This is a genomic window from Micrococcus sp. KRD012 (assembly GCF_017168555.1).
In the GTDB taxonomy this organism is placed as follows: Bacteria; Actinomycetota; Actinomycetes; order Actinomycetales; family Micrococcaceae; genus Micrococcus; species Micrococcus luteus.
This window is the reverse complement of sequence record NZ_JABFBB010000007.1, coordinates 27,801-48,289: the sequence shown is the minus strand read 5'-3', so window position 1 is coordinate 48,289 and position 20,489 is coordinate 27,801. Positions and strand designations below refer to the sequence as shown.

Annotated in this window: 20 protein-coding genes and 3 pseudogenes; 9 read left to right on the top strand and 14 right to left on the bottom strand. The window is 71.2% G+C overall.

Translation table 11 applies throughout. From position 1 onward, the window contains the following. Position 1: 1 nt before the first annotated feature. Both J1M37_RS03605 and J1M37_RS03600 read right to left on the bottom strand, forming a co-directional pair. On the bottom strand, positions 2-256 hold the full coding sequence (locus J1M37_RS03605; protein WP_206452121.1) for a Txe/YoeB family addiction module toxin: 255 nt from the start codon (positions 254-256) through the stop codon (positions 2-4). Then, on the bottom strand, positions 257-517 hold the full coding sequence (locus J1M37_RS03600) for a type II toxin-antitoxin system Phd/YefM family antitoxin (protein WP_036340860.1): 261 nt from the start codon (positions 515-517) through the stop codon (positions 257-259). 185 nt (positions 518-702) lie between these two features. Here J1M37_RS03600 and J1M37_RS03595 point away from each other — a divergent pair, with 185 nt between their 5' ends. From J1M37_RS03595 to J1M37_RS11410, 3 genes and pseudogenes are all read left to right on the top strand, one after another. Next, a complete protein-coding gene (locus J1M37_RS03595; protein ID WP_155932746.1) occupies positions 703-2,106 on the top strand; it encodes a GntP family permease in 1,404 nt (467 codons plus the stop codon). A gap of 29 nt (positions 2,107-2,135) precedes the next feature. Continuing rightward, a complete protein-coding gene (locus tag J1M37_RS03590) occupies positions 2,136-3,290 on the top strand; it encodes a glycerate kinase (RefSeq protein WP_206452120.1) in 1,155 nt (384 codons plus the stop codon). 1 nt (position 3,291) lies between these two features. Next, positions 3,292-3,707 (top strand): annotated as a pseudogene (locus tag J1M37_RS11410) (SCO1664 family protein); the annotation flags it as partial. A 128-nt stretch (positions 3,708-3,835) separates the two neighbouring features. Here J1M37_RS11410 and J1M37_RS03585 read toward each other — a convergent pair. From J1M37_RS03585 to ychF, 3 genes and pseudogenes are all read right to left on the bottom strand, one after another. Then, positions 3,836-4,114: pseudogene (locus J1M37_RS03585) on the bottom strand (ATP-binding cassette domain-containing protein); the annotation flags it as partial. Positions 4,115-4,134: 20 nt separating this feature from the next. After that, entirely contained in the window at positions 4,135-5,034 is a 900-nt protein-coding gene (locus J1M37_RS03580; RefSeq protein ID WP_206452119.1) for a toll/interleukin-1 receptor domain-containing protein, read from the bottom strand. A gap of 36 nt (positions 5,035-5,070) precedes the next feature. Next, positions 5,071-6,156, bottom strand: coding sequence for a redox-regulated ATPase YchF (ychF, locus tag J1M37_RS03575; protein WP_206452118.1), 1,086 nt, complete (start codon positions 6,154-6,156; stop codon positions 5,071-5,073). 392 nt (positions 6,157-6,548) lie between these two features. Here ychF and J1M37_RS03570 point away from each other — a divergent pair. Continuing rightward, positions 6,549-7,001: pseudogene (locus tag J1M37_RS03570) on the top strand (GMC oxidoreductase); the annotation flags it as partial. Positions 7,002-7,110: 109 nt separating this feature from the next. On the opposite strand, the gene J1M37_RS03565 reads toward J1M37_RS03570, so the two are convergent. From J1M37_RS03565 to J1M37_RS03555, 3 genes are all read right to left on the bottom strand, one after another. After that, positions 7,111-7,572 carry an Hsp20/alpha crystallin family protein gene (locus J1M37_RS03565; protein WP_036317045.1) on the bottom strand — a complete coding sequence of 154 codons (462 nt, stop codon included), beginning with the start codon at positions 7,570-7,572 and terminating at the stop codon, positions 7,111-7,113. A 150-nt stretch (positions 7,573-7,722) separates the two neighbouring features. After that, entirely contained in the window at positions 7,723-8,274 is a 552-nt protein-coding gene (locus J1M37_RS03560) for a YdhK family protein (RefSeq protein ID WP_206452117.1), read from the bottom strand. Continuing rightward, entirely contained in the window at positions 8,271-8,837 is a 567-nt protein-coding gene (locus tag J1M37_RS03555; RefSeq protein ID WP_206452116.1) for an O-acetyl-ADP-ribose deacetylase, read from the bottom strand. Before J1M37_RS03555 ends, J1M37_RS03560 begins: the two co-directional genes overlap by 4 nt. 56 nt (positions 8,838-8,893) lie before the next feature. Here J1M37_RS03555 and J1M37_RS03550 point away from each other — a divergent pair, with 56 nt between their 5' ends. The 3 genes from J1M37_RS03550 to J1M37_RS03540 all read left to right on the top strand — a co-directional run bounded on the left by J1M37_RS03550 (position 8,894) and on the right by J1M37_RS03540 (position 12,471). Next, a complete protein-coding gene (locus J1M37_RS03550) occupies positions 8,894-9,331 on the top strand; it encodes a hypothetical protein (RefSeq protein ID WP_051995311.1) in 438 nt (145 codons plus the stop codon). Positions 9,332-9,396: 65 nt separating this feature from the next. Beyond that, entirely contained in the window at positions 9,397-10,656 is a 1,260-nt protein-coding gene (rmuC, locus tag J1M37_RS03545; RefSeq protein ID WP_115260786.1) for a DNA recombination protein RmuC, read from the top strand. A gap of 120 nt (positions 10,657-10,776) precedes the next feature. Further along, positions 10,777-12,471, top strand: coding sequence for a DASS family sodium-coupled anion symporter (locus tag J1M37_RS03540; RefSeq protein WP_206452115.1), 1,695 nt, complete (start codon positions 10,777-10,779; stop codon positions 12,469-12,471). 123 nt (positions 12,472-12,594) lie between these two features. On the opposite strand, the gene J1M37_RS03535 is transcribed toward J1M37_RS03540, so the two are convergent. Next, positions 12,595-13,701: a 4-hydroxy-3-methylbut-2-enyl diphosphate reductase gene (locus J1M37_RS03535; RefSeq protein WP_206452114.1), complete on the bottom strand. Its 1,107-nt coding sequence runs from the start codon at positions 13,699-13,701 to the stop codon at positions 12,595-12,597. Positions 13,702-13,754: 53 nt separating this feature from the next. Continuing rightward, positions 13,755-14,843, bottom strand: coding sequence for a hypothetical protein (locus tag J1M37_RS03530; protein WP_206452113.1), 1,089 nt, complete (start codon positions 14,841-14,843; stop codon positions 13,755-13,757). A 189-nt stretch (positions 14,844-15,032) separates the two neighbouring features. Here J1M37_RS03530 and xseA point away from each other — a divergent pair, with 189 nt between their 5' ends. Next, positions 15,033-16,346 carry an exodeoxyribonuclease VII large subunit gene (gene xseA / locus J1M37_RS03525; RefSeq protein WP_119217891.1) on the top strand — a complete coding sequence of 438 codons (1,314 nt, stop codon included), beginning with the start codon at positions 15,033-15,035 and terminating at the stop codon, positions 16,344-16,346. Then, a complete protein-coding gene (locus tag J1M37_RS03520) occupies positions 16,343-16,630 on the top strand; it encodes an exodeoxyribonuclease VII small subunit (RefSeq protein ID WP_206452112.1) in 288 nt (95 codons plus the stop codon). The genes xseA and J1M37_RS03520 overlap by 4 nt, the downstream gene beginning before the upstream one ends. 179 nt (positions 16,631-16,809) lie before the next feature. Here J1M37_RS03520 and J1M37_RS03515 read toward each other — a convergent pair whose 3' ends face one another. The 4 genes from J1M37_RS03515 to J1M37_RS03500 all read right to left on the bottom strand — a co-directional run. Further along, the gene (locus J1M37_RS03515; protein ID WP_098470663.1) at positions 16,810-17,394 is read right to left on the bottom strand and encodes a type 1 glutamine amidotransferase domain-containing protein; all 585 of its coding nucleotides are present in this window, start codon (positions 17,392-17,394) and stop codon (positions 16,810-16,812) included. Between the two features lie 128 nt (positions 17,395-17,522). Further along, positions 17,523-18,443 (bottom strand): PPK2 family polyphosphate kinase, encoded by a 921-nt coding sequence (locus J1M37_RS03510; RefSeq protein ID WP_206452111.1) that lies wholly within the window; start codon positions 18,441-18,443, stop codon positions 17,523-17,525. Continuing rightward, complete coding sequence (locus J1M37_RS03505) at positions 18,436-19,671, bottom strand: pyridoxal phosphate-dependent aminotransferase (protein ID WP_206452110.1); 1,236 nt, start codon at positions 19,669-19,671, stop codon at positions 18,436-18,438. The genes J1M37_RS03510 and J1M37_RS03505 overlap by 8 nt, the downstream gene beginning before the upstream one ends. A gap of 83 nt (positions 19,672-19,754) precedes the next feature. After that, a partial coding sequence (locus tag J1M37_RS03500) for a glycine betaine ABC transporter substrate-binding protein (RefSeq protein WP_274607186.1) occupies positions 19,755-20,489 on the bottom strand: 735 nt, incomplete at its 5' end.

Sequence of the window (20,489 nt, the reverse complement as noted above, 5' to 3'; positions counted from 1 at the left end):
GTCAGTAGTGATACCTCGCCTGGAGGATGATCAGGTCCTCGCCGTCGACGAGGTAGAGGAGCCTGTGCTCCTCCGTGATGCGTCGGGACCATGCCCCGGCCGCGCCGTACTTCAGCTGCTCGGGCTTGCCGATCCCCTCGAAGGGATCACGCAGGGCGGCGTCGATGAGGGTGTTGATCCGCTTGAGGACCTTGCGGTCCGTGGTCTGCCAGTGCGTGTAGTCCTCCCAGGCGGAGCGGTCCCACACGAGGCGCACTCAGGCGTCCCCGTCCATGCGGTCCAGAGCGTGCTCCTCAACGCTCCCTGCGCGGGCGCGCTCGTAGGCGTCCAGCAGCCGTCGGGCGTTGGCCGGGGAGCGGAACAGGTAGGCGGTCTCCTGCCAGGCGGCGTACTCGTCCGCGGGCATGAGGACGGCATTCCCCTTGCGGGAGACGATCTCTACGGCGTCGCGGTCCGCATTCACTCGCTCGATGAGCGGGAACAGGGTCTTGCGGGCTTCACTGGCGCTGATGGACATGCTGGCCTCCTCGGGTGCGATGTGGTACTTGCTTATGGTACCAGTCGGTGAGGTGGAACTCAGGAGGCACCCTGCGGGATGCAGAGGGCCATTGAGACGGCCGAACCCTGTTCGTCAGAACATCGCCGCTGAAGTCCCATCGGTCCTACTCCGGCTGGAATCCCCTGCCGCACAAAGGACTTCCGATGACTGGAATACCGTTTCTGCTCGTCTTTATCCTCGCCGTCGCCCTGATGATCGTCATGATCTCCAAATGGAAGATCCACCCCTTCCTCTCGATCATGGTCGTCGCCTTCGCCCTGGGGATCATCGGTGGGATCCCGCTGGTGAAGTCGACCGGCGCCGAAGGGGAAGCGCCCGTCAAGGGCATCGCCGACGTGATCGGGGAGGGATTCTCCGGGATCTTCACATCGATCGGCATCGTCATCATCCTGGGCACGCTCATCGGACTCATCTTGGAGCGCACCGGCGGTGCCTTCAGGATCGCCGACGCGCTCGTACGGGTCGTCGGTAAGCGCTACCCCGTCCTGGCGATGCAGCTCATGGGCTGGGTGGTCTCCATCCCCGTGTTCTGCGACTCCGGATTCGTCATTCTCAACCCCATCCGTAAGGCCCTGGCCCGTCGCACCGGGGTGTCACCCGTGGCGATGACCGTGGCCCTGGCGGCAGGCCTGTACACCTCGCACGTCTTCATCCCACCGACCCCGGGGCCCATCGCAGCCGCCCAGAACCTCGGCATCGGCGACTACCTTCTGTTGGTGATCGGCCTCGGCGTCCTCGTCTCGATCCCCGCACTCCTCGTCGCGTACCTGTACGCCCTCTACATCGGCAAGAGGGTGAGCTCCCTTGAGGAGACCGGCACGGAGGACGCGGATGAGCTCGAGGCGGCCTACGACGCGCTTCGCCGGTCCTACGGGCGGATGCCTGGGACCGCTGCGTCCTTCGCGCCCATCATCGCCCCCATCCTGCTCATGGCTCTCGGCTCGCTCGCATCCGTCCTGAAGTGGACCGGCCCCGCGGGTGACTTCGCCCGATTCCTCGGCACGCCGATGATCGCGCTCGCCGTCGGAACCCTCTGCGCAGTCGGCCTGCTGTTCAGCGTGCGCCGTGGCGAGACGTTCTACGACCTGACAGAGGAGACCCTCCGGGTCGTCGGCCCCATTCTGTTCATCACGGCGGCCGGCGGTGTGCTGGGGCGCGTCATCGCCGCCACCGACCTCGTCACCTTCATCGAGAGCAACGCTGCACAGTTGTCGGTCATCGGACTGTTCTTCCCCTTCCTCGTCTCCGCCGTCCTGAAGACCGCGCAGGGCTCCTCCACCGTGGCACTCACGACCACGTCGGCCATGGTCTTCCCGATGATGCCTGCATTGGGTTTCGAGACCCCGGTGGCCAGCGCGCTCGTGGTCATGGCCATTGCGGCCGGCGCCATGACCGTCTCCCACGCCAACGACTCGTACTTCTGGGTGGTCACCAACTTCAGCGGCATGACGCCCTCGCAGGGTTACCGTACCCAGACGATGGTCACGCTCCTGCTGGGACTCACCTCCATCGTGTTCATCTGGATCCTCGGCCTCGTCCTCGTCTGACCCCGTCACCTGACTTAGGAGATCCACGCGTGCAGCGCATCATCGTCATCCCAGACTCGTTCAAGGGGGCCCTGTCGTCGCGGGAGGCGGGCTCCGCGATCGCGACGGGTCTCGCGTCGGTCACCGACGCCGAGGTCCTCGTGGTGCCCATCGCCGACGGCGGGGAGGGCACCGTCGAGGCCTTCGTGGCTGCCGCAGGGGGCGCCTTGCGATCCGCGACCGTCTGCGGGGTGTTCTACGGCGAACGCGTGCCTGTCCACTACGGACTGATCGACCCGGACGTGGCGGTGGTGGAGACCGCCTCATGTGCCGGGCTCCCGCTCGCCTCCGGACGCGAGGACACGGGGCGGGCCACGACGTTCGGGGTCGGCGAGCAGATCCTCGACGCGGTGTCCGCTGGCGCGCGCAGAGTCATCGTCGGGGCCGGCGGGAGCGCCATGACGGACGGCGGCACGGGCGCTGCCGCGGCCCTCGGCGTCCGGTTCCTCGACGCCGCAGGTGAGGAGTTCGTCCCGGCCGGCGACACCCTCACCCGGATTGCGCGGATCGACTCCACCCCGGCACGAGACCGGCTCCGCGACGTCGACGTGGAGGTGATGTGCGACATCAGCAACCCCCTCACGGGACCGCAGGGTGCAGCCCACGTGTTCGGCCCCCAGAAGGGGGCGGATCCTGCATCAGTGGCGAGCCTGGACACCGGACTGGTCCATCTCGCGGGTGTCGTCGAGCGGGACCTCGGGGTCGCGATCGATGCGCTCCCCGGTTCGGGAGCGGCGGGGGGTCTCGCCGGTGGCTTGCACGCCTTCATCGGAGCCACCTTGAAGCCAGGTATCGATGTCGTCCTCGAGACGGCGGGTTTCCACGACCTCGTGAAGACAACTGACCTCGTCATCACCGGGGAGGGGCGCATTGACGGCCAGTCCTTGGCCGGGAAAGTGCCGATCGGTGTGGCTCAGGCCGTGCGCGCAGCCGACCGTGCGATCCCGGTGATCGTCCTCGCCGGATCCGTGGGACAGGACGCGGACGCCCTCTACGACGAGGGCATCACCGCGATCGTGCCCATTGGCCGCGGGCCCCAGGACTTGGCGACAGCGATCCGCCGTACGGCAGAGGACCTGACCGCGACCGCCCGCGACGTCGGGCGGCTGGTGATGGCCTGCTCCCCCGCCGGGCTCACACGGTGAGGAGGGCGAGGACGAGGACGGGAATCGGCTGGTCCTGGCCCACGAGGACTCGAGGCCTGCCTGCGAGGATTGGCGGTGTTCGACGTGATCGTCAACAACACCGACCTCAGGGGGCACACATCCACGCCATGCCCGGCAGGCACCGATACGGGGTGGACCACGGGCTGACCTTCCATGTGGAGGGCAAGCTGCGCACCGTGCTGTGGGGATGGCTGGGCGAGACGCTGAGCGAGGAGGAGCGCGACGGCGTCAGCCGGGTGGGCGCGGGGCTCGACGGTGAGCCGGGGCGTCAGCTCGCCGGGCTGCTGAGGCGCCCCGGAGATCGCGGCCCTCACCGAGCGCTGCATCCGGTTGCTCGACGACGGGACCTTCCCGGCACCGAGCGGGGGACGCCAGATGCCCTGGCCGCTGTTCTGAGGTGGAGGGGCCCGCAGCACGGCGGGCAAGGAGGGCCGGGAGTCACCGCGTCCGTTGCCAATCACGGGACTAAAGGCAAGCCGACTCCCCTGCCGCGTTCCGTCTGTTCATCAGTGTTTCAGCCGCACGGCGCAGCCGGTGCGGCGGGCGATGTACCCGGCCACCGTCTCCCCCGACACGCGCTCGTGCTCCTGCGGCAGCCAGCCGATGAAGGCGTCCGCCGGGGCGAGGGACACGGTGCCGGCCTGCGGGGCGAGGTCCCCGCCGAGGATGCGCAGCAGCGTGGACTTGCCCGCGCCGTTGGCCCCCACGACGCCGACGACGTCCCCCGGCGCGACGGTGAGGTCGAGCGCGTCGAACAGCGTGCGGTGGCCGTGGCCGAAGGTCACGAGGGTAGCGACCTTAATCTGGGTCCTTGGCCTGTGGATCAGAAGGGAACCTCGGAGACCTGCCCGTTAGAATCAGAAATTAATGTTTTGCCGTTGAATGTAACCCACACGTCTTTTCCTTGCCTCACCGCCTCACGGGACACAATTCCGCCCAGCAACCCCGCCTTTTCATCATCAACCGGCGAGGGTATTTCAATTACAAGTCGATCGGGTCTTTGGCGCATATCGAAGCGATAAATATCAGCCTCGACTAAGTCTCGAGAAAGCTCTTCATATCGATTGCCTCGCGGTCGGCGCTCCTCATGCAACCTCTCCTCGCGGTTCCGAGTCGTAGTTTCCAACATGCGCAGCCGTCGATCCATTCGGCGCACTAGCGAAAGCACCTCCGACATCAACTCATCAGAATTGGCTTCTGGCTTGTCAGGCTCTTGCGCGACTCTTGCCTGACCCCCCTTAGGGGGCTTCGGGGACTCAATTGCCGCCAGTGATTCTTCCAGAGACGGCCACCACACCTTTACCGACTCCTTTATGCGTTCGGGGGTGAGATGATTCCCTGCGACCTTGCTTATAGACATCATAAGGAGTTCAAAATCCTCAGCATCAATACTTGTCAGCTGGAGCTGCGCTAGAGGATGTCCTACGTTAGTCTTTTCAACTTGGAATAGAACAGGCGCAACTCTAGAGTCGACCGACTTTGTAATTGCTCCAGCCTCATAATGCAACCAAGGGGATGATAAATTGTCAGGCGCGAGGCAAATGATTCCAAATTCGGTGTCTTCGAGCTCTTTAGCGAGCTCTACTGTCCAATTTGATCCTTTGTCGAGATCCTTGGCTGAGACATACGGGGTGACGCCCTGAATGACCTTGGGTATCCATTCACTCAACGCCAACGCGACTGCTCGGCTTGTGGAACCGGACCAGCTAATAAACACCTTCATGAGCAATCCTCAACTTCCCCTCTGCAAAATTGCCACTCACACGTTGAACCGGAACTCCACCACGTCGCCGTCCTTCATGACGTAGTCCTTGCCCTCCATGCGCACCTTGCCGGCGGCCTTGGCATCAGCCATAGAGCCGGCGGCGACCAGATCGTCGAAACTCACGATCTCCGCCTTGATGAAGCCGCGCTGGAAGTCGGTGTGGATCACGCCGGCGGCCTCCGGAGCGGTCGCGCCGACGGGGATGGTCCACGCGCGCGTCTCCTTCGGCCCGGCCGTCAGGTAGGTCTGCAGGCCGAGGGTGGAGAAGCCCACGCGGGCCAGCTGGTCCAGCCCGGACTCGTCCTGGCCGGCCATCTCCAGCATCTCGGCGGCCTCCTCCTCGGAGAGCTCCACCAGGTCGGACTCGAGCTTGGCGTCCAGGAACACGGCATCGGCGGGGGCCACCAGATCGCGCAGCTCCTGCTGCTTGGCCTCGTCCCCCAGCACACCCTCGTCCGAGTTGAACACGTAGATGAACGGCTTGGCGGTGAGCAGGCTCAGCTCCCGCAGCCGGTCCATGTCCAGCTTGTCCTTGTCCTTCGCCGCGAAGATCGTCTCGCCCCGCTCCAGCACCGCGAGCGCGGCCTTGAGCGCCTCGAGGTCGGCGGGCTCCTTCTTCTTGCCCTTGACCTCCTTCTCGACGCGCGGGATCGCCTTCTCCACGGTCTGCATGTCCGCGATGATCAGCTCGGTGTTGATGGTCTCCATGTCCGAGGCCGGGTCCACCTTGCCGTCCACGTGGACGACGTCGCCGTCGTCGAACGCGCGCACCACCTGGGCGATCGCGTGGGCCTCGCGGATGTTCGCCAGGAACTGGTTGCCCAGGCCCTCCCCCTCGGAGGCGCCCTTCACGATGCCCGCGATGTCCACGAAGGACACCGTGGCCGGCAGGATGCGCTCGGAGCCGAAGATCTCGGCCAGCTGGGGCAGCCGCTCGTCCGGCAGGTTCACCACGCCCACGTTCGGCTCGATCGTCGCGAACGGGTAGTTCGCCGCGAGCACGGTCTGGCGCGTCAGCGCGTTGAACAGGGTCGACTTGCCCACGTTGGGCAGTCCCACGAATCCGATAGTCAAAGCCACAGTCCGGCAGTCTACCGGCGGGCCCGCCGCGGCGGTGGCGTCCGGCACCGGCCCGTTCCGTGGGCAGAACCAGCATCCCCGCCCGCTCCGTGGGCAGGAAGCGCGCTCTCCCCTGTTTCGGGGGCAGAACCGGCAGGGTTTTCCCTTCCGGGGGCAGAAACCTTCGCTCTCCTGCCCACGGAACCCGGAGGCCCGGCGGCCACGGGGCCCGGCAGCCCCAGCCCGGCGTGCCCACGGAACCCAGAGACCCGCACCGCCCAGCACGCATCCCCGTCCAGATGACCGATCCGTAGGGTGGACGGGCCGCCCAGACCCCGTCGACAGTAAGCACACCCGTGTCTGCCGACCAGAGGACGACAGCCGAGACCGCAGGGCCGCCGGGCCCTCCCGACGCCAAGTCCCGCGGCACCGTGCGCCTGCGCTTCAACGACTACCGGGACAAGCCGGCCGTGGACCCGCGCTACTTCACCGACCCGGAGGGCCATGACATGGCCGTCGCGGTGGCCGGCATCCGACTGGCCCGGGAGATCGTCTCCCAGCCGGCCATGGCGGCGTGGGCGGGGCGCGAGCTGGCCCCGGGCGAGCAGGCGCAGACCGATGAGGAGATCGCCGACTACGTGCGCCGCACCCACAACACCGTGTACCACCCGGTGGGCTCGGTGCGCATGGGCGCCGACGACGACGCCATGAGCCCCCTGGACGCCCGCCTGCGCGTCAAGGGCGTGACGGGTCTGCGCGTGGCCGACGCCTCCGTGATGCCCGAGCACGTGACCGTGAACCCCAACATCACGTGCGTCATGATCGGTGAGAAGGCGGCGCAGCTGATCCTGGCCGATCGCGCCTGACCGCCACGCAGATGCGGCGGGCCCCCGGTGGGGGGCCCGCCGCATCTGCGTTCGGGGGACGGACCGCGCGCCGGTCACGCCGGCCGCGCGCGGCTCCGTCAGAGGCCGGTCACTCGCCGGTGGTCTCGGCGGTCTCGCCCTCCACGGTCTGCCCGGCCACGGGGGCAGCACCGCCGTGGGTGACGGAGATCTTGCGGGGCTTGGCCTGCTCCGCCACCGGGATGGTGAGGGTCAGGACGCCGTCGCTGTAGTCGGCCTGGATGCGGTCGAGGGCGAGGCCCTCGCCCAGGGTGAGCTGGCGGGCGAAGGTGCCGGCGGAACGCTCACGGGTGAGCCAGCGTCGGTCCTCGCGGGCCGGGTCCTCCTTGCGCTCGGCGCGGACGGTGAGGGTGCGCTCCTCCACGTCCACGTCGATGGAGGCCGGGTCGACGCCGGGCAGCTCGACCTCGGCGACGAAGACGTCGCCCTCGCGGTACAGGTTCATGGGCATGGACACGGTGCCGGTCGCGCGGGGCGTCAGACCGTTCACCAGGCGCTCCATCTCACGGAACGGATCGATAGGACGGGCCATGTCGGTTCACTCTCCTCGGGATTCGGGTGGGCGCCGCTGACACCGCGGCGTCTGACCACTACAACAGCACGCCCGGCGAGCCTATTCCAGAAATCTACGTGAAGTTCGATCAACTTCCAGGCGGGCGGTCAGGACCCTCCCGGCCCGGGGTCAGCCCGCCGAGGCGATCTCGCTCTCCACCACCCACTTGTGGTTCCTCATCCGCATGCCCTCGGACTCGTAGTCCACCATGTAGACGGTCTCATCCGTCGAGGAGTGCACCGTGCCCTCCGCACCCTGCATGCCCGGCATGTGGTCAGCCGCGAGGGTGACCGCCGCGCCGTCGGGCAGGCGTTCGGCGCCCGCGTCCTCCAGCTCCTCCTGGACGACCCACTTGTGGTCCGTCACCTCGGGCCCGCCCGTCGTCGGCCGGTAGTCCACGGAGTAGGCGGTGGTCTCGTACGCGCCCACGACGGTGGCGGCGGCCCCCTCCATCCCGGGCATGTGGTCCGCCACGAGGGTGACCTCGGTGCCCACGGGGTGGGCCGGGTCCGCGGCGGGCTCGATGCCCTCGGGGGCGGGGCCGCCGTCCATCGCGTGGCCCGCGTGCCCGCCGTGGGAGGACGACGTCGCCGCCTCTTCCCCTCCCGTCGCGCAGCCGGTGAGCGCGAGCAGACCCGCCGCAGTCACGGCGACGGTCCTGGTCCAGAAGCGCATGGTCATCGTCCGGTGTCTCCTTCGTCATCGGTGGCCTGCGGGGCCTCGAGGCGGCCGAGCGCCGCACGGAACGCGGCCTCCGCCGTCTCGCCGTACGGCACGAACAGCACCTCGTCCACGGTGCCGCCCACCTCGTCCGCCATCGCGTGGCAGGTCTCGACGGCGATCCGCGCCGCGTCCTCCATGGGCCAGCCGTAGATCCCCGCGGAGATCGCCGGGAACGCGACCGTGCGGGCGCCGAGCCCGGCCGCCACCTTCAGGGACTCGCGGTAGCACGAGGCGAGGGTGTCGGACTTGTCGATCGTCTTGGCCCATACCGGGCCCACCGTGTGGATGACCCAGCGCGCGGGCAGGCGCCCCGCCGTCGTCGCCACGGCCTGCCCGGCGGGCAGCCCCTCCGGCAGGTCGGTCTCGCGCAGGCGGCGGCACTCGGCCAGGATCTCGGGGCCGCCACGCCGATGGATGGCGCCGTCCACGCCTCCGCCGCCGAGCAGGGTGGAGTTGGCGGCGTTGACGACGGCGTCCGCGTGCGTGGCCGTGATGTCCCCGGGGGCGATGGTGAGCTGCATGGGATCACGCTAGGCGCGGGTGGGCGCCGTCGGACAGGGCCGGTAGCCTCGGCCCCATGAGCACCCCGACGCCCACCGGACCGACCCCCACGCCTCCCGGCGGCGAGCTGCTGCCGCTGATCAGCCTCGCGGTGGAGCACGTGTTCGACACGCTCGGCCGGCAGTCCGTGTTCGCCCCGACGATCCTCGCCGTCGCCGCCGACGGCCAGCGCGGCATGTGGGAGCACCCGGACCTCGAGCCCGAGCAGGCGGCCGCCACGGTCGCGAAGATCAGCCCGCGCCCCACGCGGGCGGTAGCCGTGTTCGACGGCGAGATCGAGACGGCGGACGGGCCCCGCCCGGCCGTCGCGGTGGAGGCCTTCGACGCCGCCGCCCTGGCCTCGACCCGCATGGTCTTCCCGTATCTGCCCGGTGTGGCCGCGGCGGGCATCGCCGCTCGCGTCGACGGCGACCCGCAGGTCGTGGCCAACGGCCCCAACCCGCTCTTCGGCTGAGCCGCCCGCCCCGACGACGGCGCGCCGCCGCCTAACGTGTCCCTGCGGCCTGCGAGGGTGGGGGCATGGAGATCCTCAGCCTGCTGCTCGCCCTCATCCTCGGACTCGTGCTCGGCGCCCTGGTGGGCGCGTGGCTCATGTGGCGCCGGGCGGCCGGCGGCGGTGAGGAGGCCCGCCGGGCCCAGGCCGAGTTGGCCGCGCTGCGCACCGAGCACCAGGGGGCACGAGAGGAGCTCGCGGCCGCCCGGGCGGAGCAGCGCGCTCTCACGGCCGCGCGCGCCGAGGACGCCGAACGCCAACGCGCGGAGTCCCAGGTGATGTCCACGCTCGCGCCGCTGGGCCAGCGGCTGGCGGCGCTCCAGGAGCAGGTGAGCGTGCTGGAACGGGATCGGGCGTCCCAGTTCGGCCGGCTCGGGGAGCAGCTCCGCGCCGCCGCGGCCACGGACCGGGACCTGCTGAACCAGACCACCTCGCTCATGGCCACCCTCAAGTCCACCTCCGCGCGGGGCCACTGGGGCGAGGCGCAGCTGCGGCGGGTCGTCGAGGCGGCGGGCATGCTCCACCACGTGGACTTCACCGAGCAGGCCACGCTGTCCGGCAAGGACGGCGAGCGCCTCCGCCCGGACCTCGTGGTGTCCCTGCCCGGTGGCAAGGCCATGGCCGTGGACGCCAAGGCCCCCATCGGGGACGCGCTGGCCGCCGAGGCCCTCGCGGACGAGCCCGGCGAGGAGGCGTACGAGCGGCGCCAGGCGCTGGCCGCCCAGCACGCCGCGGCCGTGCGCCGCCACGTAGACCAGCTCTCCGCGAAGTCCTACTGGGCCGGCCTCGAGCACTCCCCCGAGCTGGTCCTGTGCTTCCTGCCCGCCGAGTCGCTCCTGGCCGCGGCCCTGGATGCGGACCCCGGGCTGCTGGACCACGCGTTCTCGCGGAACGTCGCGCTCGTCGCCCCCGTCTCCCTCCTGACCGCCCTGAAGTCGGTGGCCTATGCCTGGCGGCAGGACACCCTGGCCGAGAACGCCCACACCGTGGTGGCCAGCGCGAAGGACCTCTACGAGCGTCTCGGCACGCTCGGCACCCACCTGGACCGCATGGGCGGCTCCCTCAAGACCACCGTGGACCGCTACAACCAGCTCGTCGGCAACGTCGAATCGCGTGTGCTCCCCGCCGCCCGGCGTCTCCGCGACGCCGACCCGGGCCTGGCCCCCACGCCGGACATCCGCACGCTCGAGTCCGCGCCCCGGCCCCTGGCCGCCCCGGAACTGGTCGCGGGCGTGGAGGAGGACGAGCTGCGCCGTCGTCGGGCGGAGTCGGCGCGGGAGGCGTGAACGGGGCCGGGGCGCGGACTGAGATGGGGTCGCCTTCTGGTGATCCAGATCACTTGATACGGTGAAACTCACAGAGAATTGCCAGGCCGCGCCGAGGGCCTGACTTGATGAGGAGGCCCCGTGGAGTCCCGATCGACCCCCCCGCCGAGCAACGTCAACGAGCACGTCTCCCGCTTCGACCCCCGAGCGGCCGCCCAGGAGTTCGAACACGACCTCTCCCCGGGCATGCGTGACGAGCCGCTGCCCGGCGGCGAGAACGTCAAGCGCATCATCGGCCTCGTGGCCGGCCCCCTGCTCGCCGTCGCCCTGTTCCTGCTGATGCCGGGCGACCTCGGCGTCTGGCCCCGCCTCGTCGCCGCCACCGCCGTGCTCATGGCCGTGTGGTGGATGACCGAGGCCCTGCCCATCCCCGCCACCGCCCTGCTGCCGCTCGTCGTCTTCCCGCTCGGCGTGCCCGCCGAGGAGTCCGACGGCGGCATCACCTTCGACGCCGTCGGCGCGAGCTACGGCAACAACATCATCTTCCTGTTCATGGGCGGCTTCATGCTCGCCCTGGCCATGCAGCGCTGGAACCTGCACCGGCGCATCGCGCTCGGCGTCCTGAAGTTCATGGGCGCCAGGACCGTGAACCTCGTCCTGGGCTTCATGATCGCCACCGGGTTCATCTCCATGTGGGTGTCCAACACCGCCACCGCCGTGATGATGCTCCCCATCGGCGTGTCCATCCTCGTGCTCGTCCAGCGCTACGGCACGGACGACGCCCTGACCGCGGACGAGACAGCAGACCGGGCCGACCGCCCCGACGCGCCCGCGTCCGGCGAGGCCCCCACGCAGGCCGAGATCCGCTCCCTCACGAAGACGAACTTCGGCACCGCGCTCATGCTCGGCATCGCCTACGCCGCGTCCATCGGCTCGCTCGGCACCATCATCGGCACCCCGCCCAACACCCTGCTCGCGGGCCACATGGCCGCCGAGCACGGCGTGGAGATCGGCTTCGGCCAGTGGATGCTGGTCGGCGTGCCGATCGCCGTCGTGCTGCTCTTCGCGTGCTGGTTCCTGCTCACCCGCGTGCTGTTCCGCCCGGAGATCGACGAGGTCCCCGGTGGCCGCGACCTGATCGCCACCGAGCTGGCCCGCCTCGGCCGCATGAGCGCCCCCGAGGCCAAGGTCCTCGCGGTCTTCATCCTCGCCGCGCTGGCCTGGATCACCGTGCCGCTGATCTCCGAGTACGTCCTGGACCTGACGTCTCCGCTGCTCTCGGACGCGGCCATCGCCATGGTCGTCGGGCTCGTCCTGTTCCTCCTGCCGGCCGGCGGCGGGGCCGGGCGCGGCGTGCGCCTGCTCGACTGGGAGGCCGCGAAGGAGCTGCCGTGGGGCGTGCTCCTGCTGTTCGGCGGCGGCCTGGCCCTGTCCGGTCAGTTCTCCAAGTCGGGCCTGTCCACGTGGCTCGGTGAGCAGGTCAAGGGCCTCGGCGACATCCCCGTGTGGGTGCTCGTGGTGATCGCCGCCGTCGGCATCCTGCTGCTGACCGAGATGACCTCGAACACGGCCACCGCGGCCACGTTCCTGCCCGTCGCCTCCGGCGTGGCCCTGGGCACCGGCGTCGCCCCGCTCATGCTGGCCGCGCCCGTCGCCCTCGCCGCGACCTGCGCGTTCATGCTGCCCGTGGCCACCCCGCCGAACGCCATCGCGTACGGCTCCGGCTACGTGACCATCGGCCAGATGGTGAAGGGCGGCGTGTGGCTGAACATCATCGCCGCCGTGCTGATCTCCATCGCGTCGATGACCCTGCTCGTCTGGGTCTTCGGACTCTGAGTCCCTGACCACCCGTCGGCCCGGCACGCCGAGGCCCGGGCACACCGAGGCCCGCAGACTCGCCGCTTCGCCGGCGTCGTGACGGCGAGTCTGCGGGCCTCAGCGAGGAGACGAGGGGCGCGCTCAGGCCTCGGTGTCGCGGCGACGTCCGCCGAGCGAGCGGGACTCGTCGCCCACGCGCTTCATCTCGGCGCGCAGCTCCTTGGGCAGGGAGAAGATGATGTCCTCCTCGGCAGTCACCACCTCGTCCACCTGCCCGTAGCCGTACTCGGCCAGCAGCGCGAGCACCTCCTGGACCAGCACCTCGGGCACGGACGCGCCCGAGGACAGGCCCACGGTGGCCACGCCCTCGAACCAGGACTCGTCCACCTGGTTGGCGAAGTCCACGCGCTCGGCGCGGGAGGCCCCGTACTCCGCGGCGACCTCCTTGAGGCGCACCGAGTTCGAGGAGTTCGCCGAGCCCACGATGATCACCAGGTCGCACTCCGGCGAGATCGACTTGATGGCCGCCTGCCGGTTGGAGGTGGCGTAGCAGATGTCGTCCGAGGGCGGGTCCTGCAGGTTCGGGAACCGCTCGCGCAGCACGGAGACGATCTCGAGGGTCTCGTCCACGGAGAGCGTGGTCTGGGAGAGCCAGATCAGGTTGTCCGGGTCCTCCACCTGGACGGTGCGGGCCTCGGCGACGTCGTTGATCACCGTGGTGTGCTCGGGCGCCTCGCCGAACGTGCCCTCGACCTCCTCGTGGCCCTCGTGGCCGATCAACAGGATCTGCTTGTCCTGCTTGGCGAAGCGCACGGCCTCGCGGTGCACCTTGGTCACGAGCGGGCACGTGGCGTCGATGGTGCGCAGGTTGCGCTGGGCGGCCTCCTCGACGACGGCCGGGGACACGCCGTGCGCGGAGAACACGGTCAGGGCGCCCTCGGGCACCTCCTCCAGCTCGTCGACGAACACCACGCCGCGCTCGGTCAGGGTGTCCACGACGTGCCGGTTGTGGACGATCTCCTTGCGAACGTACACGGGGGCGCCGTGGTGCTCGAGGGCCTTCTCGACGGCGACGACGGCGCGGTCCACACCGGCGCAGTAGCCACGGGGGGCGGCCAGCAGCACGCGCTTCTCACCGGACACGGGCGCGGCCGCCTCCACCTCCTCACGGGAACGACGGACGCGCGGGACCTGCGGCATCCCGAGGCCGACGGCGGACGGACGGGCGGAGACGGAGGGAGCGGACATGCCCTCCATGCTATCGGCCGGGGCGCCGACCCGGCCCGGGCTTCGCCGCGGGCTCAGCGCGACGTGACGTCGGCCGCGGTGTGGGAGCGGCCCGCCGCCTGAGAACCGCCGGCCCGGCCGGCACGGACCCGGTCACGCCGAGCGACCCACAGCTCCGCCAGCGCCAGCAGCAGGCCCGCGGCCAGCACGATCCAGCCCAGGGTGGTCAGGGTCTGGGGGTAGGGGGCGACGGCGGCCGCGAACGCCGGGCCCGCGGCCTCCTCCATCTGCTGGACGAACGCGGCCACCCCCGGGGAGGCCCCCTCGGGCGCCGTGAGGTGGACCGCGTCCGGACCCAGGCGGGCGCCGCCGATCAGCCCGCCGGCCAGGGCGACCGCACCCGCCACGGCCAGGGCGAGGCCCCGCCGTCGTCCGGGGGCGAGCAGCAGGGCGCCCACGAGCGCCAGCACGGAGGCGGCGGCGGCCCAGCGCCAGTGCGCGGAGGCGTCCACCCAGCGGTGCACGGTGGCCCGATCCGTGCCGGCCAGGGCGTCGATGCGCGCATCCATGCGCAGCGCGGTGCTGTCCCGCAGATCCGCGGCGCGGTCGTACAGGGGCGCCAGCAGGGTGTCCGCGGCCCAGTCGCCGACGTCTGCGCCCACGATCCTCTCCAGCAGCCCCTGCGCGGGCAGGTCGAACCGGTCCTCGCGCAGGTCACGTTCGATGTCGCCCAGGGCGGCGGTGATCCCGGACTGCGCGACGGGACCGAACGGGATGGTCACGTCCGCGCCCGAGCCGGGCTCGTCCGCGCCCTCCGGGTCCTCGAGCTGGGCGAGCCAGGCGCGCCGGGCCTCGTCGGCGGTGTCGGACCAGCCCTGCACCACCTGCGGGTCGTCCGCCACGCGCTGGGCCAGCGGGCGCAGCAGGTCCTCGGCCGCCTGGGCCAGCGGGCCCGGCACCTGCTCCGGGACGGCGTCGTGCACGACGTCGTCGATCACCCCCGGCACGGCGGCGCGGACCTCGGGGTCCACCGCGACCTGCTCCGTCACCCCGCGCAGCAGCTCCGGGCGGTGCGTCGCCTCGTCGACGAGGGCGCCGGCCGTCGCGAGCACCGCCAGCAGGCCCGCCAGGGCTGCGACGAGGAGGCTGAGGGTGGTGCGCATGAGGTCCTTTCCATTCCGTTCCGACCCCGTCGAGCGTACCGATCCTGGCCGGAGGTTCCCCGGTCTGAGCGCCCCGACCGGGGCGGCGGCGGCCCCGGGGGGACACCGGGGCACCGTCTTGCGCGTCCGGCGAGGGCGGTACGGTGGGCCCGTGCCCGGGCGGACCGGGCGCGGACAGGAGGGACCCGGATGGACCAGCCCGTGACCGAGGGCGCCTCGGCGGCAACGGACGTGCCCGTCTCGGCACCCGCCCGCGCGGGCGAGACCTCCGCTGAGCGGCCGTGGCCCCTGCGCCGGCTCTCCGAGAACCTCAAGGCCCACATCGAGCGTGCCCCCGCCACGTGGATCGAGGGCCAGCTGATCGAGTTCAAGAACAACCGCGGCAACGTCTACATGACCATGCGGGACCTCGAGGAGGAGGTCTCCCTGCCGCTCACCGCCTGGCGGAACGTCGCCATGACCCTGGACGGGACCGTCCAGCAGGGCTCCCGCGTGGTGGCGCGCGTGAAGCCGAACTTCTGGCTCAAGGCCGGGCGGCTGTCCATGAACGTGCAGGAGATGCGCCCGGTCGGCCTCGGTGATCTGCTGGCCCGCGTGGAGCTGCTGCGCCGGGCCCTCGCCGAGGAGGGGCTGACCTCCCCCGCGCGCAAACGGCCCCTGCCCCTGCTCCCCCACCGGATCGGGCTCATCACCGGCCGCGACTCGGACGCGAAGAAGGACGTGCTGCGCAACACCCTGCTGCGCTGGCCCGCCGCCGAGTTCGAGATCCGTGAGGTCGCCGTGCAGGGCGCCGAGGCCCCGCGGCAGGTGGCCGCCGCGCTCGCCGAGCTCGACGCCGACCCGGCCGTGGACGTCATCGTCATCGCCCGCGGCGGCGGAGCGCTCGAGGAGGTCGTGCTCCCCTTCTCGGACGAGGCGCTGGTGCGCGCCGTGGCGGCGGCGCGCACGCCCGTCGTCTCGGCGATCGGCCACGAGGCGGACCGCCCGGTCCTCGACGACGTCGCCGACCTGCGCGCCTCCACGCCCACGGACGCGGCCAAGCGGATCGTCCCGGACGCGGCCCAGGAGGCCGCGGGACTCGCCGACGCGCGCCTGCGGCTGGCCGCGGCCGTCGAGCGCCGCGTGCGCGCCGAGGCCGAGGGGCTCGCGGCCCTGCGCTCCCGACCCGTGCTGGCCCGCCCGCACGTGATGGTGGACACGCGGCAGGAGGAGACGGACCGGTGGCGCGAGCGCGGCCGGTCCGCCCTCGGCCATCGGCTCGTCCGGGAGGAGGACGCCCTCACGCAGCTGCGCGCCCGCGTGCGCGCCCTGTCCCCGCAGCGCACCCTCGACCGCGGCTACGCCGTGGTCCAGCACGCCGGGCAGGTCGTGCGCGAGGCGGACCAGGTCGCCACGGACGACCGACTCGACATCCTCGTGGCGGCCGGGCGGATCGCCGCGGACGTCGTCGCGACGCATCGGACCACCCCGACCCCATCCCACGAGAGGACACGACAGGCATGAGTGAACAGGGCATGGAGCAGACGCAAGACGCGGGCCGCCCCAGCGGCGTGGAGGGCTTCACCTCCGCGGACGTCACGGACGTGGCCCGGATGAGCTACGAGCAGGCGCGCGCCGAGCTGGTGGAGACCGTGGGACGGCTCGAGGCCGGTGGCGCCGGCCTCGAGGAGTCCCTGGCCCTGTGGGAGCGAGGGGAGGCGCTGGCCGACCGCTGCCAGGCCTGGCTCGACGGCGCCCGCGCCCGCCTCGACCAGGTGCGCGGCGAGGCCGCCCCCGACGCCGACTGATCCCGCCCCCCACTTTCGTTGGGGAAACGGCGGCCTTCGGGGCGCTTTCGTTCGGGAAACGGCGGCCTTCGGGGCGCTTTCGTTCGAAAAACGGCGGCCTCCGCCACGCTGTCGTTCGAGAAACGGCGGGGGCGGGGGCCATCGGCCCCCGCCCCCACGCGGCTTGCTCCCGACGTCGGTCAGGCGGTCTGGTCCTCGTGCTTGCCCTCGCCCAGCTCCTCCACGAGCTTGGCGTTGAAGGCGTCGAGGTCGTCCGGGGTGCGCGAGGTGGTCAGCCCGTTGTCCACGACGACCTCCTCGTCCACCCACTGGGCGCCCGCGTTCTTCAGGTCAGACTCCAGGGACGCGTAGCTGGTCAGACGGCGGCCGTCCACGACGCCCGCCTCGATCAGGGTCCACGGGGCGTGGCAGATGGCCGCCACCGGCTTGTGCTGCTCGAAGAAGGCACGCACGAACGCCTGGGCGTCCTTGTCGATGCGCAGGGTGTCCGCGTTCAGGGTGCCGCCCGGCATCACGAGGCCGTGGAAGTCCTCGGCCTTGGCGTCCTTCACCGTCGTGTTCACCTCGAAGGACTCGCCGTGATCCCAGTCGGACTTCATCGCGGTGATGGTGCCGGACTTCGGGGAGACGAGCACGGGGGTCGCGCCGGCGGCGATCACGGCCTCCCACGGGGAGGTCAGCTCGACCTGCTCGACACCGTCGGTCGCGAGGAACGCAACGGTCTTGCCGGTCAGCGGGGCGTTCTGGACAGCGTTCTCAGTCATGGGTCCACCTTTCGGATCGGGTCCGGCACGCCTCTGCGGCGCCCGGTGTTCCCCCATCCACTCACCGCCGCCCCGGGCTTGGCAAGGCCCGATCACCACTGCCCCGCCCACCGCGACGACGGCGGCGCTCATCCCGCCAGCAGGCGACGGCGGGCCGCCGCGACGTCGAAGTCGGCCTCCGGCCAGTCCAGCCCCATCCCCTGCAGGGTCTCGATGATCAGCTGCTGCACCGCCAGCCGCGCGAACCACTTGCGGTCCGCCGGCACGATGAACCACGGCGCGTCCTCGGTGTCCGTCCGCTCGATCGCGATCCGGTACGCGTCCGTGTACTGGTCCCAGTAGGCGCGGTCGTCGAGGTCGCCCTCGCTGAACTTCCAGTGCTTCGTGGGGTCGTCCAGGCGGGCCAGCAGGCGCTCGGCCTGCTCCTCCGGCGAGATGCGCAGCATCACCTTGACGATCCGCGTCCCGGCGGCGCGCACGGCCGCCTCGAACTCGCGGATCGCCCCGTAGCGCTCCTCCACCTCGGCCAGCGGGGAGAGCCCGCGCACGCGGTGCACGAGCACGTCCTCGTAGTGCGAGCGGTCGAACACGGAGACCAGGCCGGGTCGCGGCAGGTGCGGTCGGATGCGCCAGAGGAAGTCGTGGGCGCGCTCCTCCGGGGTCGGCGCCTTGAACGCGTGCAGGTGGACGCCCTGCGGGTCCATCGCCCCGATCACGTGGCGCATGATCCCGCCCTTGCCGGCGGTGTCCATGCCCTGCAGGATCACCAGCAGGGACGGCACCTCCCCCACGGGCGCGTCGCGCACCGACTGGGCGAAGAGCAGCTCCTGCAGGTCGGCGAGCGCCCGGCCGCGCGCGGCCAGGTCCTTCTTGCCCTTCGCCTTGTCCCCGCCGTAGCCGGGCGTCGCGGCGGGGTCGACGTCGGCCGGGCCCCGGACCTCGTCCCCGCGGCGGGCGGCGAACAGCTCCCGCGCGGGGGCGTCGAAGACGCCGTCGTCGTCGGTGGCGCGGGCGGGTCGGCCCGCCTTGGTGGCCGGGGTGTCAGCCATGGCGCTCCCTCCAGTCCTCGAGGAAGTCCTCGAGGCGGTCCAGGGCCACGCTCAGGTCCTTCACGCTGGGCAGCGTGACGAGCCGGAAGTGGTCGCTGTGCGGGTAGTTGAACGCCCCGCCGTGCGAGACGAGGATCTTCTTCGCCCGCAGCAGCTCGATGACGAACGCCTCGTCGTCGATCGCGTAGACCTCCGGGTCCAGCCGCGGGAACAGGTAGAGGGCGCCGTGGGCCGGCTGCACGGACACGCCGGGGATGGCGTTCAGGCGGTCCTGGGCGAGGTTGCGCTGCTCGAGCAGCCGACCGCCGGGCAGGACGAGGTCGTTGATGGACTGGTAGCCGCCCAGTGCCACCTGGATGGCGTGCTGCGCGGGCACGTTAGCGCACATCCGCATGTTGGCCAGCAGGGTCAGGCCCTCGAGGAAGTCGGCGGCCCGGTGCTTCGGCCCGGACACGGCCACCCAGCCGGAGCGGTAGCCCGCCACCCGGTATGCCTTGGACAGGCCGGAGAACGTCAGGGTGAGCACGTCGTCGGACAGGCCGGCGGCGTTGATGTGGCGGGCGCCGTCGTAGGTGATCTTCTCGTAGATCTCGTCCGCCATGAGGACGAGGTGGTGGCGGCGGGCCACGTCCACGATGCCCTGGAGCACGGCGCGGGAGTAGACCGCGCCGGTGGGGTTGTTCGGGTTGATCAGGACGATGCCCTTGGTGCGCTCCGTGACGAGGGACTCGATGTGCTCGAGGTCGGGCTCCCAGCCCTCCTCCTCGACGCAGCGGTAGTGCACCGCCCGGCCCCCGGCCAGGGTGGTGGCGCCGGTCCACAGCGGGTAGTCGGGCGAGGGGACGAGGATCTCGTCGCCGTCGTCGACCAGGGCCTGCAGGACCATCGTGATCATCTCGGACACGCCGTTGCCGATGAACACGTCGTCCACGCCGATGTCCCGGATGCCCCGGGACTCGTAGTACTGCGAGACGGCGGTGCGCGCCGAGTAGATGCCCTTGGAGTCCGAGTAGCCCTGCGCGTGCGGCAGGTGCTGGTGCATCGCCGCCAGGACGGCGTCCGGCGCCTCGAAGCCGAACGGGGCCGGGTTGCCGATGTTCAGCTTCATGATCCGGTGGCCCGCGGCCTCCATCCGCTGCGCCTCCTCCAGGATGGGGCCGCGCACGTCGTAGCGGACGTTCAGCAGCTTGGCGGACTGGCGGAACTGGCGGGGATGCGGGGTCGGCATGTCCCCATCATGGCACCCCCCGGGCGGTGTGCGTCACAGTCGCGCTCGTGCGACGCGGGCCGGCGCCCCTCCCTCGCGCGGGCTCAGAACCAGGAGCCGCGGGGGACGAACCAGTCCTCGGGCGCGTCCTCCAGGCCATGGTCCACCAGCCAGTACTGCGCGGCCTCGGCGACCGGAAGCGGGTCGGCGCCCGTGGTGAGCCGTTCGAGCTCCCGCAGGCCGTCGCCGTCGAGGGCGGACATCACCTCGGCGATGCGCCGTTCGGCGTCGTCGTCCAGCGTCGCGGCGGAGCCGACGGCGGTCAGCCGCCCCTCCGGGAGCACGCGGCCGTCGTCCTCGAGCGGCACGAGCGTGTTCGCGTCGATCTCCGGATCCGTGCCGGTCAGCAGAGCGACCTGGGCCTCGTCCGCGACGACGGCGGCGGTCGGGTCCTCGGTGTCGGCCAGCCAGGTCTCGGGTCGGCAGCCGGCGAGCCGGTCCAGGCGGGCGCGCAGGGCCGTGGCCGCGTCCGGGTCCGCCGCGGCGGTCAGGGTCGGGGGTGCGACGGCGGTGAGCGACTCGCACCGGCCGTTGAGGTCCGTGATCGACTCGAGCTCGAGCCGGGCCGCGGTGGTCTGGGTGACGACCGCGGTCAGGCGCAGCACGCCCGCCGACGAGGACAGCACCGCCGGGGCCTCGTCCTGCGGTGTCCCCGCCGCGGCCGTCTCCTCGGAGAGCAGCGTCTCCAGGACGCGCCCGGCCGCCGGGGCGTCGGCCGCGGGGTCGCCGACGGGCAGCGCGGTGGGGCTCGGGGCGGCGGTCGAGGCGGTGGCCGAGGG

What these genes read in the sequence shown, in the direction of transcription:
- J1M37_RS03510 (WP_206452111.1), bottom strand. Translation starts at nt 18,443, where the DNA reads ATGGCTGACACCCCGGCCACCAAGGCGGGCCGACCCGCCCGCGCCACC.
- J1M37_RS03550 (WP_051995311.1), top strand. Translation starts at nt 8,894, where the DNA reads ATGAGCACCCCGACGCCCACCGGACCGACCCCCACGCCTCCCGGCGGC.
- J1M37_RS03530 (WP_206452113.1), bottom strand. Translation starts at nt 14,843, where the DNA reads ATGCGCACCACCCTCAGCCTCCTCGTCGCAGCCCTGGCGGGCCTGCTG.
- J1M37_RS03580 (WP_206452119.1), bottom strand. Translation starts at nt 5,034, where the DNA reads ATGAAGGTGTTTATTAGCTGGTCCGGTTCCACAAGCCGAGCAGTCGCG.
- J1M37_RS03515 (WP_098470663.1), bottom strand. Translation starts at nt 17,394, where the DNA reads ATGACTGAGAACGCTGTCCAGAACGCCCCGCTGACCGGCAAGACCGTT.
- J1M37_RS03520 (WP_206452112.1), top strand. Translation starts at nt 16,343, where the DNA reads ATGAGTGAACAGGGCATGGAGCAGACGCAAGACGCGGGCCGCCCCAGC.
- J1M37_RS03535 (WP_206452114.1), bottom strand. Translation starts at nt 13,701, where the DNA reads ATGTCCGCTCCCTCCGTCTCCGCCCGTCCGTCCGCCGTCGGCCTCGGG.
- J1M37_RS03595 (WP_155932746.1), top strand. Translation starts at nt 703, where the DNA reads ATGACTGGAATACCGTTTCTGCTCGTCTTTATCCTCGCCGTCGCCCTG.
- xseA (WP_119217891.1), top strand. Translation starts at nt 15,033, where the DNA reads ATGGACCAGCCCGTGACCGAGGGCGCCTCGGCGGCAACGGACGTGCCC.
- J1M37_RS03600 (WP_036340860.1), bottom strand. Translation starts at nt 517, where the DNA reads ATGTCCATCAGCGCCAGTGAAGCCCGCAAGACCCTGTTCCCGCTCATC.
- J1M37_RS03505 (WP_206452110.1), bottom strand. Translation starts at nt 19,671, where the DNA reads ATGCCGACCCCGCATCCCCGCCAGTTCCGCCAGTCCGCCAAGCTGCTG.
- J1M37_RS03555 (WP_206452116.1), bottom strand. Translation starts at nt 8,837, where the DNA reads ATGCAGCTCACCATCGCCCCCGGGGACATCACGGCCACGCACGCGGAC.
- J1M37_RS03565 (WP_036317045.1), bottom strand. Translation starts at nt 7,572, where the DNA reads ATGGCCCGTCCTATCGATCCGTTCCGTGAGATGGAGCGCCTGGTGAAC.
- J1M37_RS03560 (WP_206452117.1), bottom strand. Translation starts at nt 8,274, where the DNA reads ATGACCATGCGCTTCTGGACCAGGACCGTCGCCGTGACTGCGGCGGGT.
- rmuC (WP_115260786.1), top strand. Translation starts at nt 9,397, where the DNA reads ATGGAGATCCTCAGCCTGCTGCTCGCCCTCATCCTCGGACTCGTGCTC.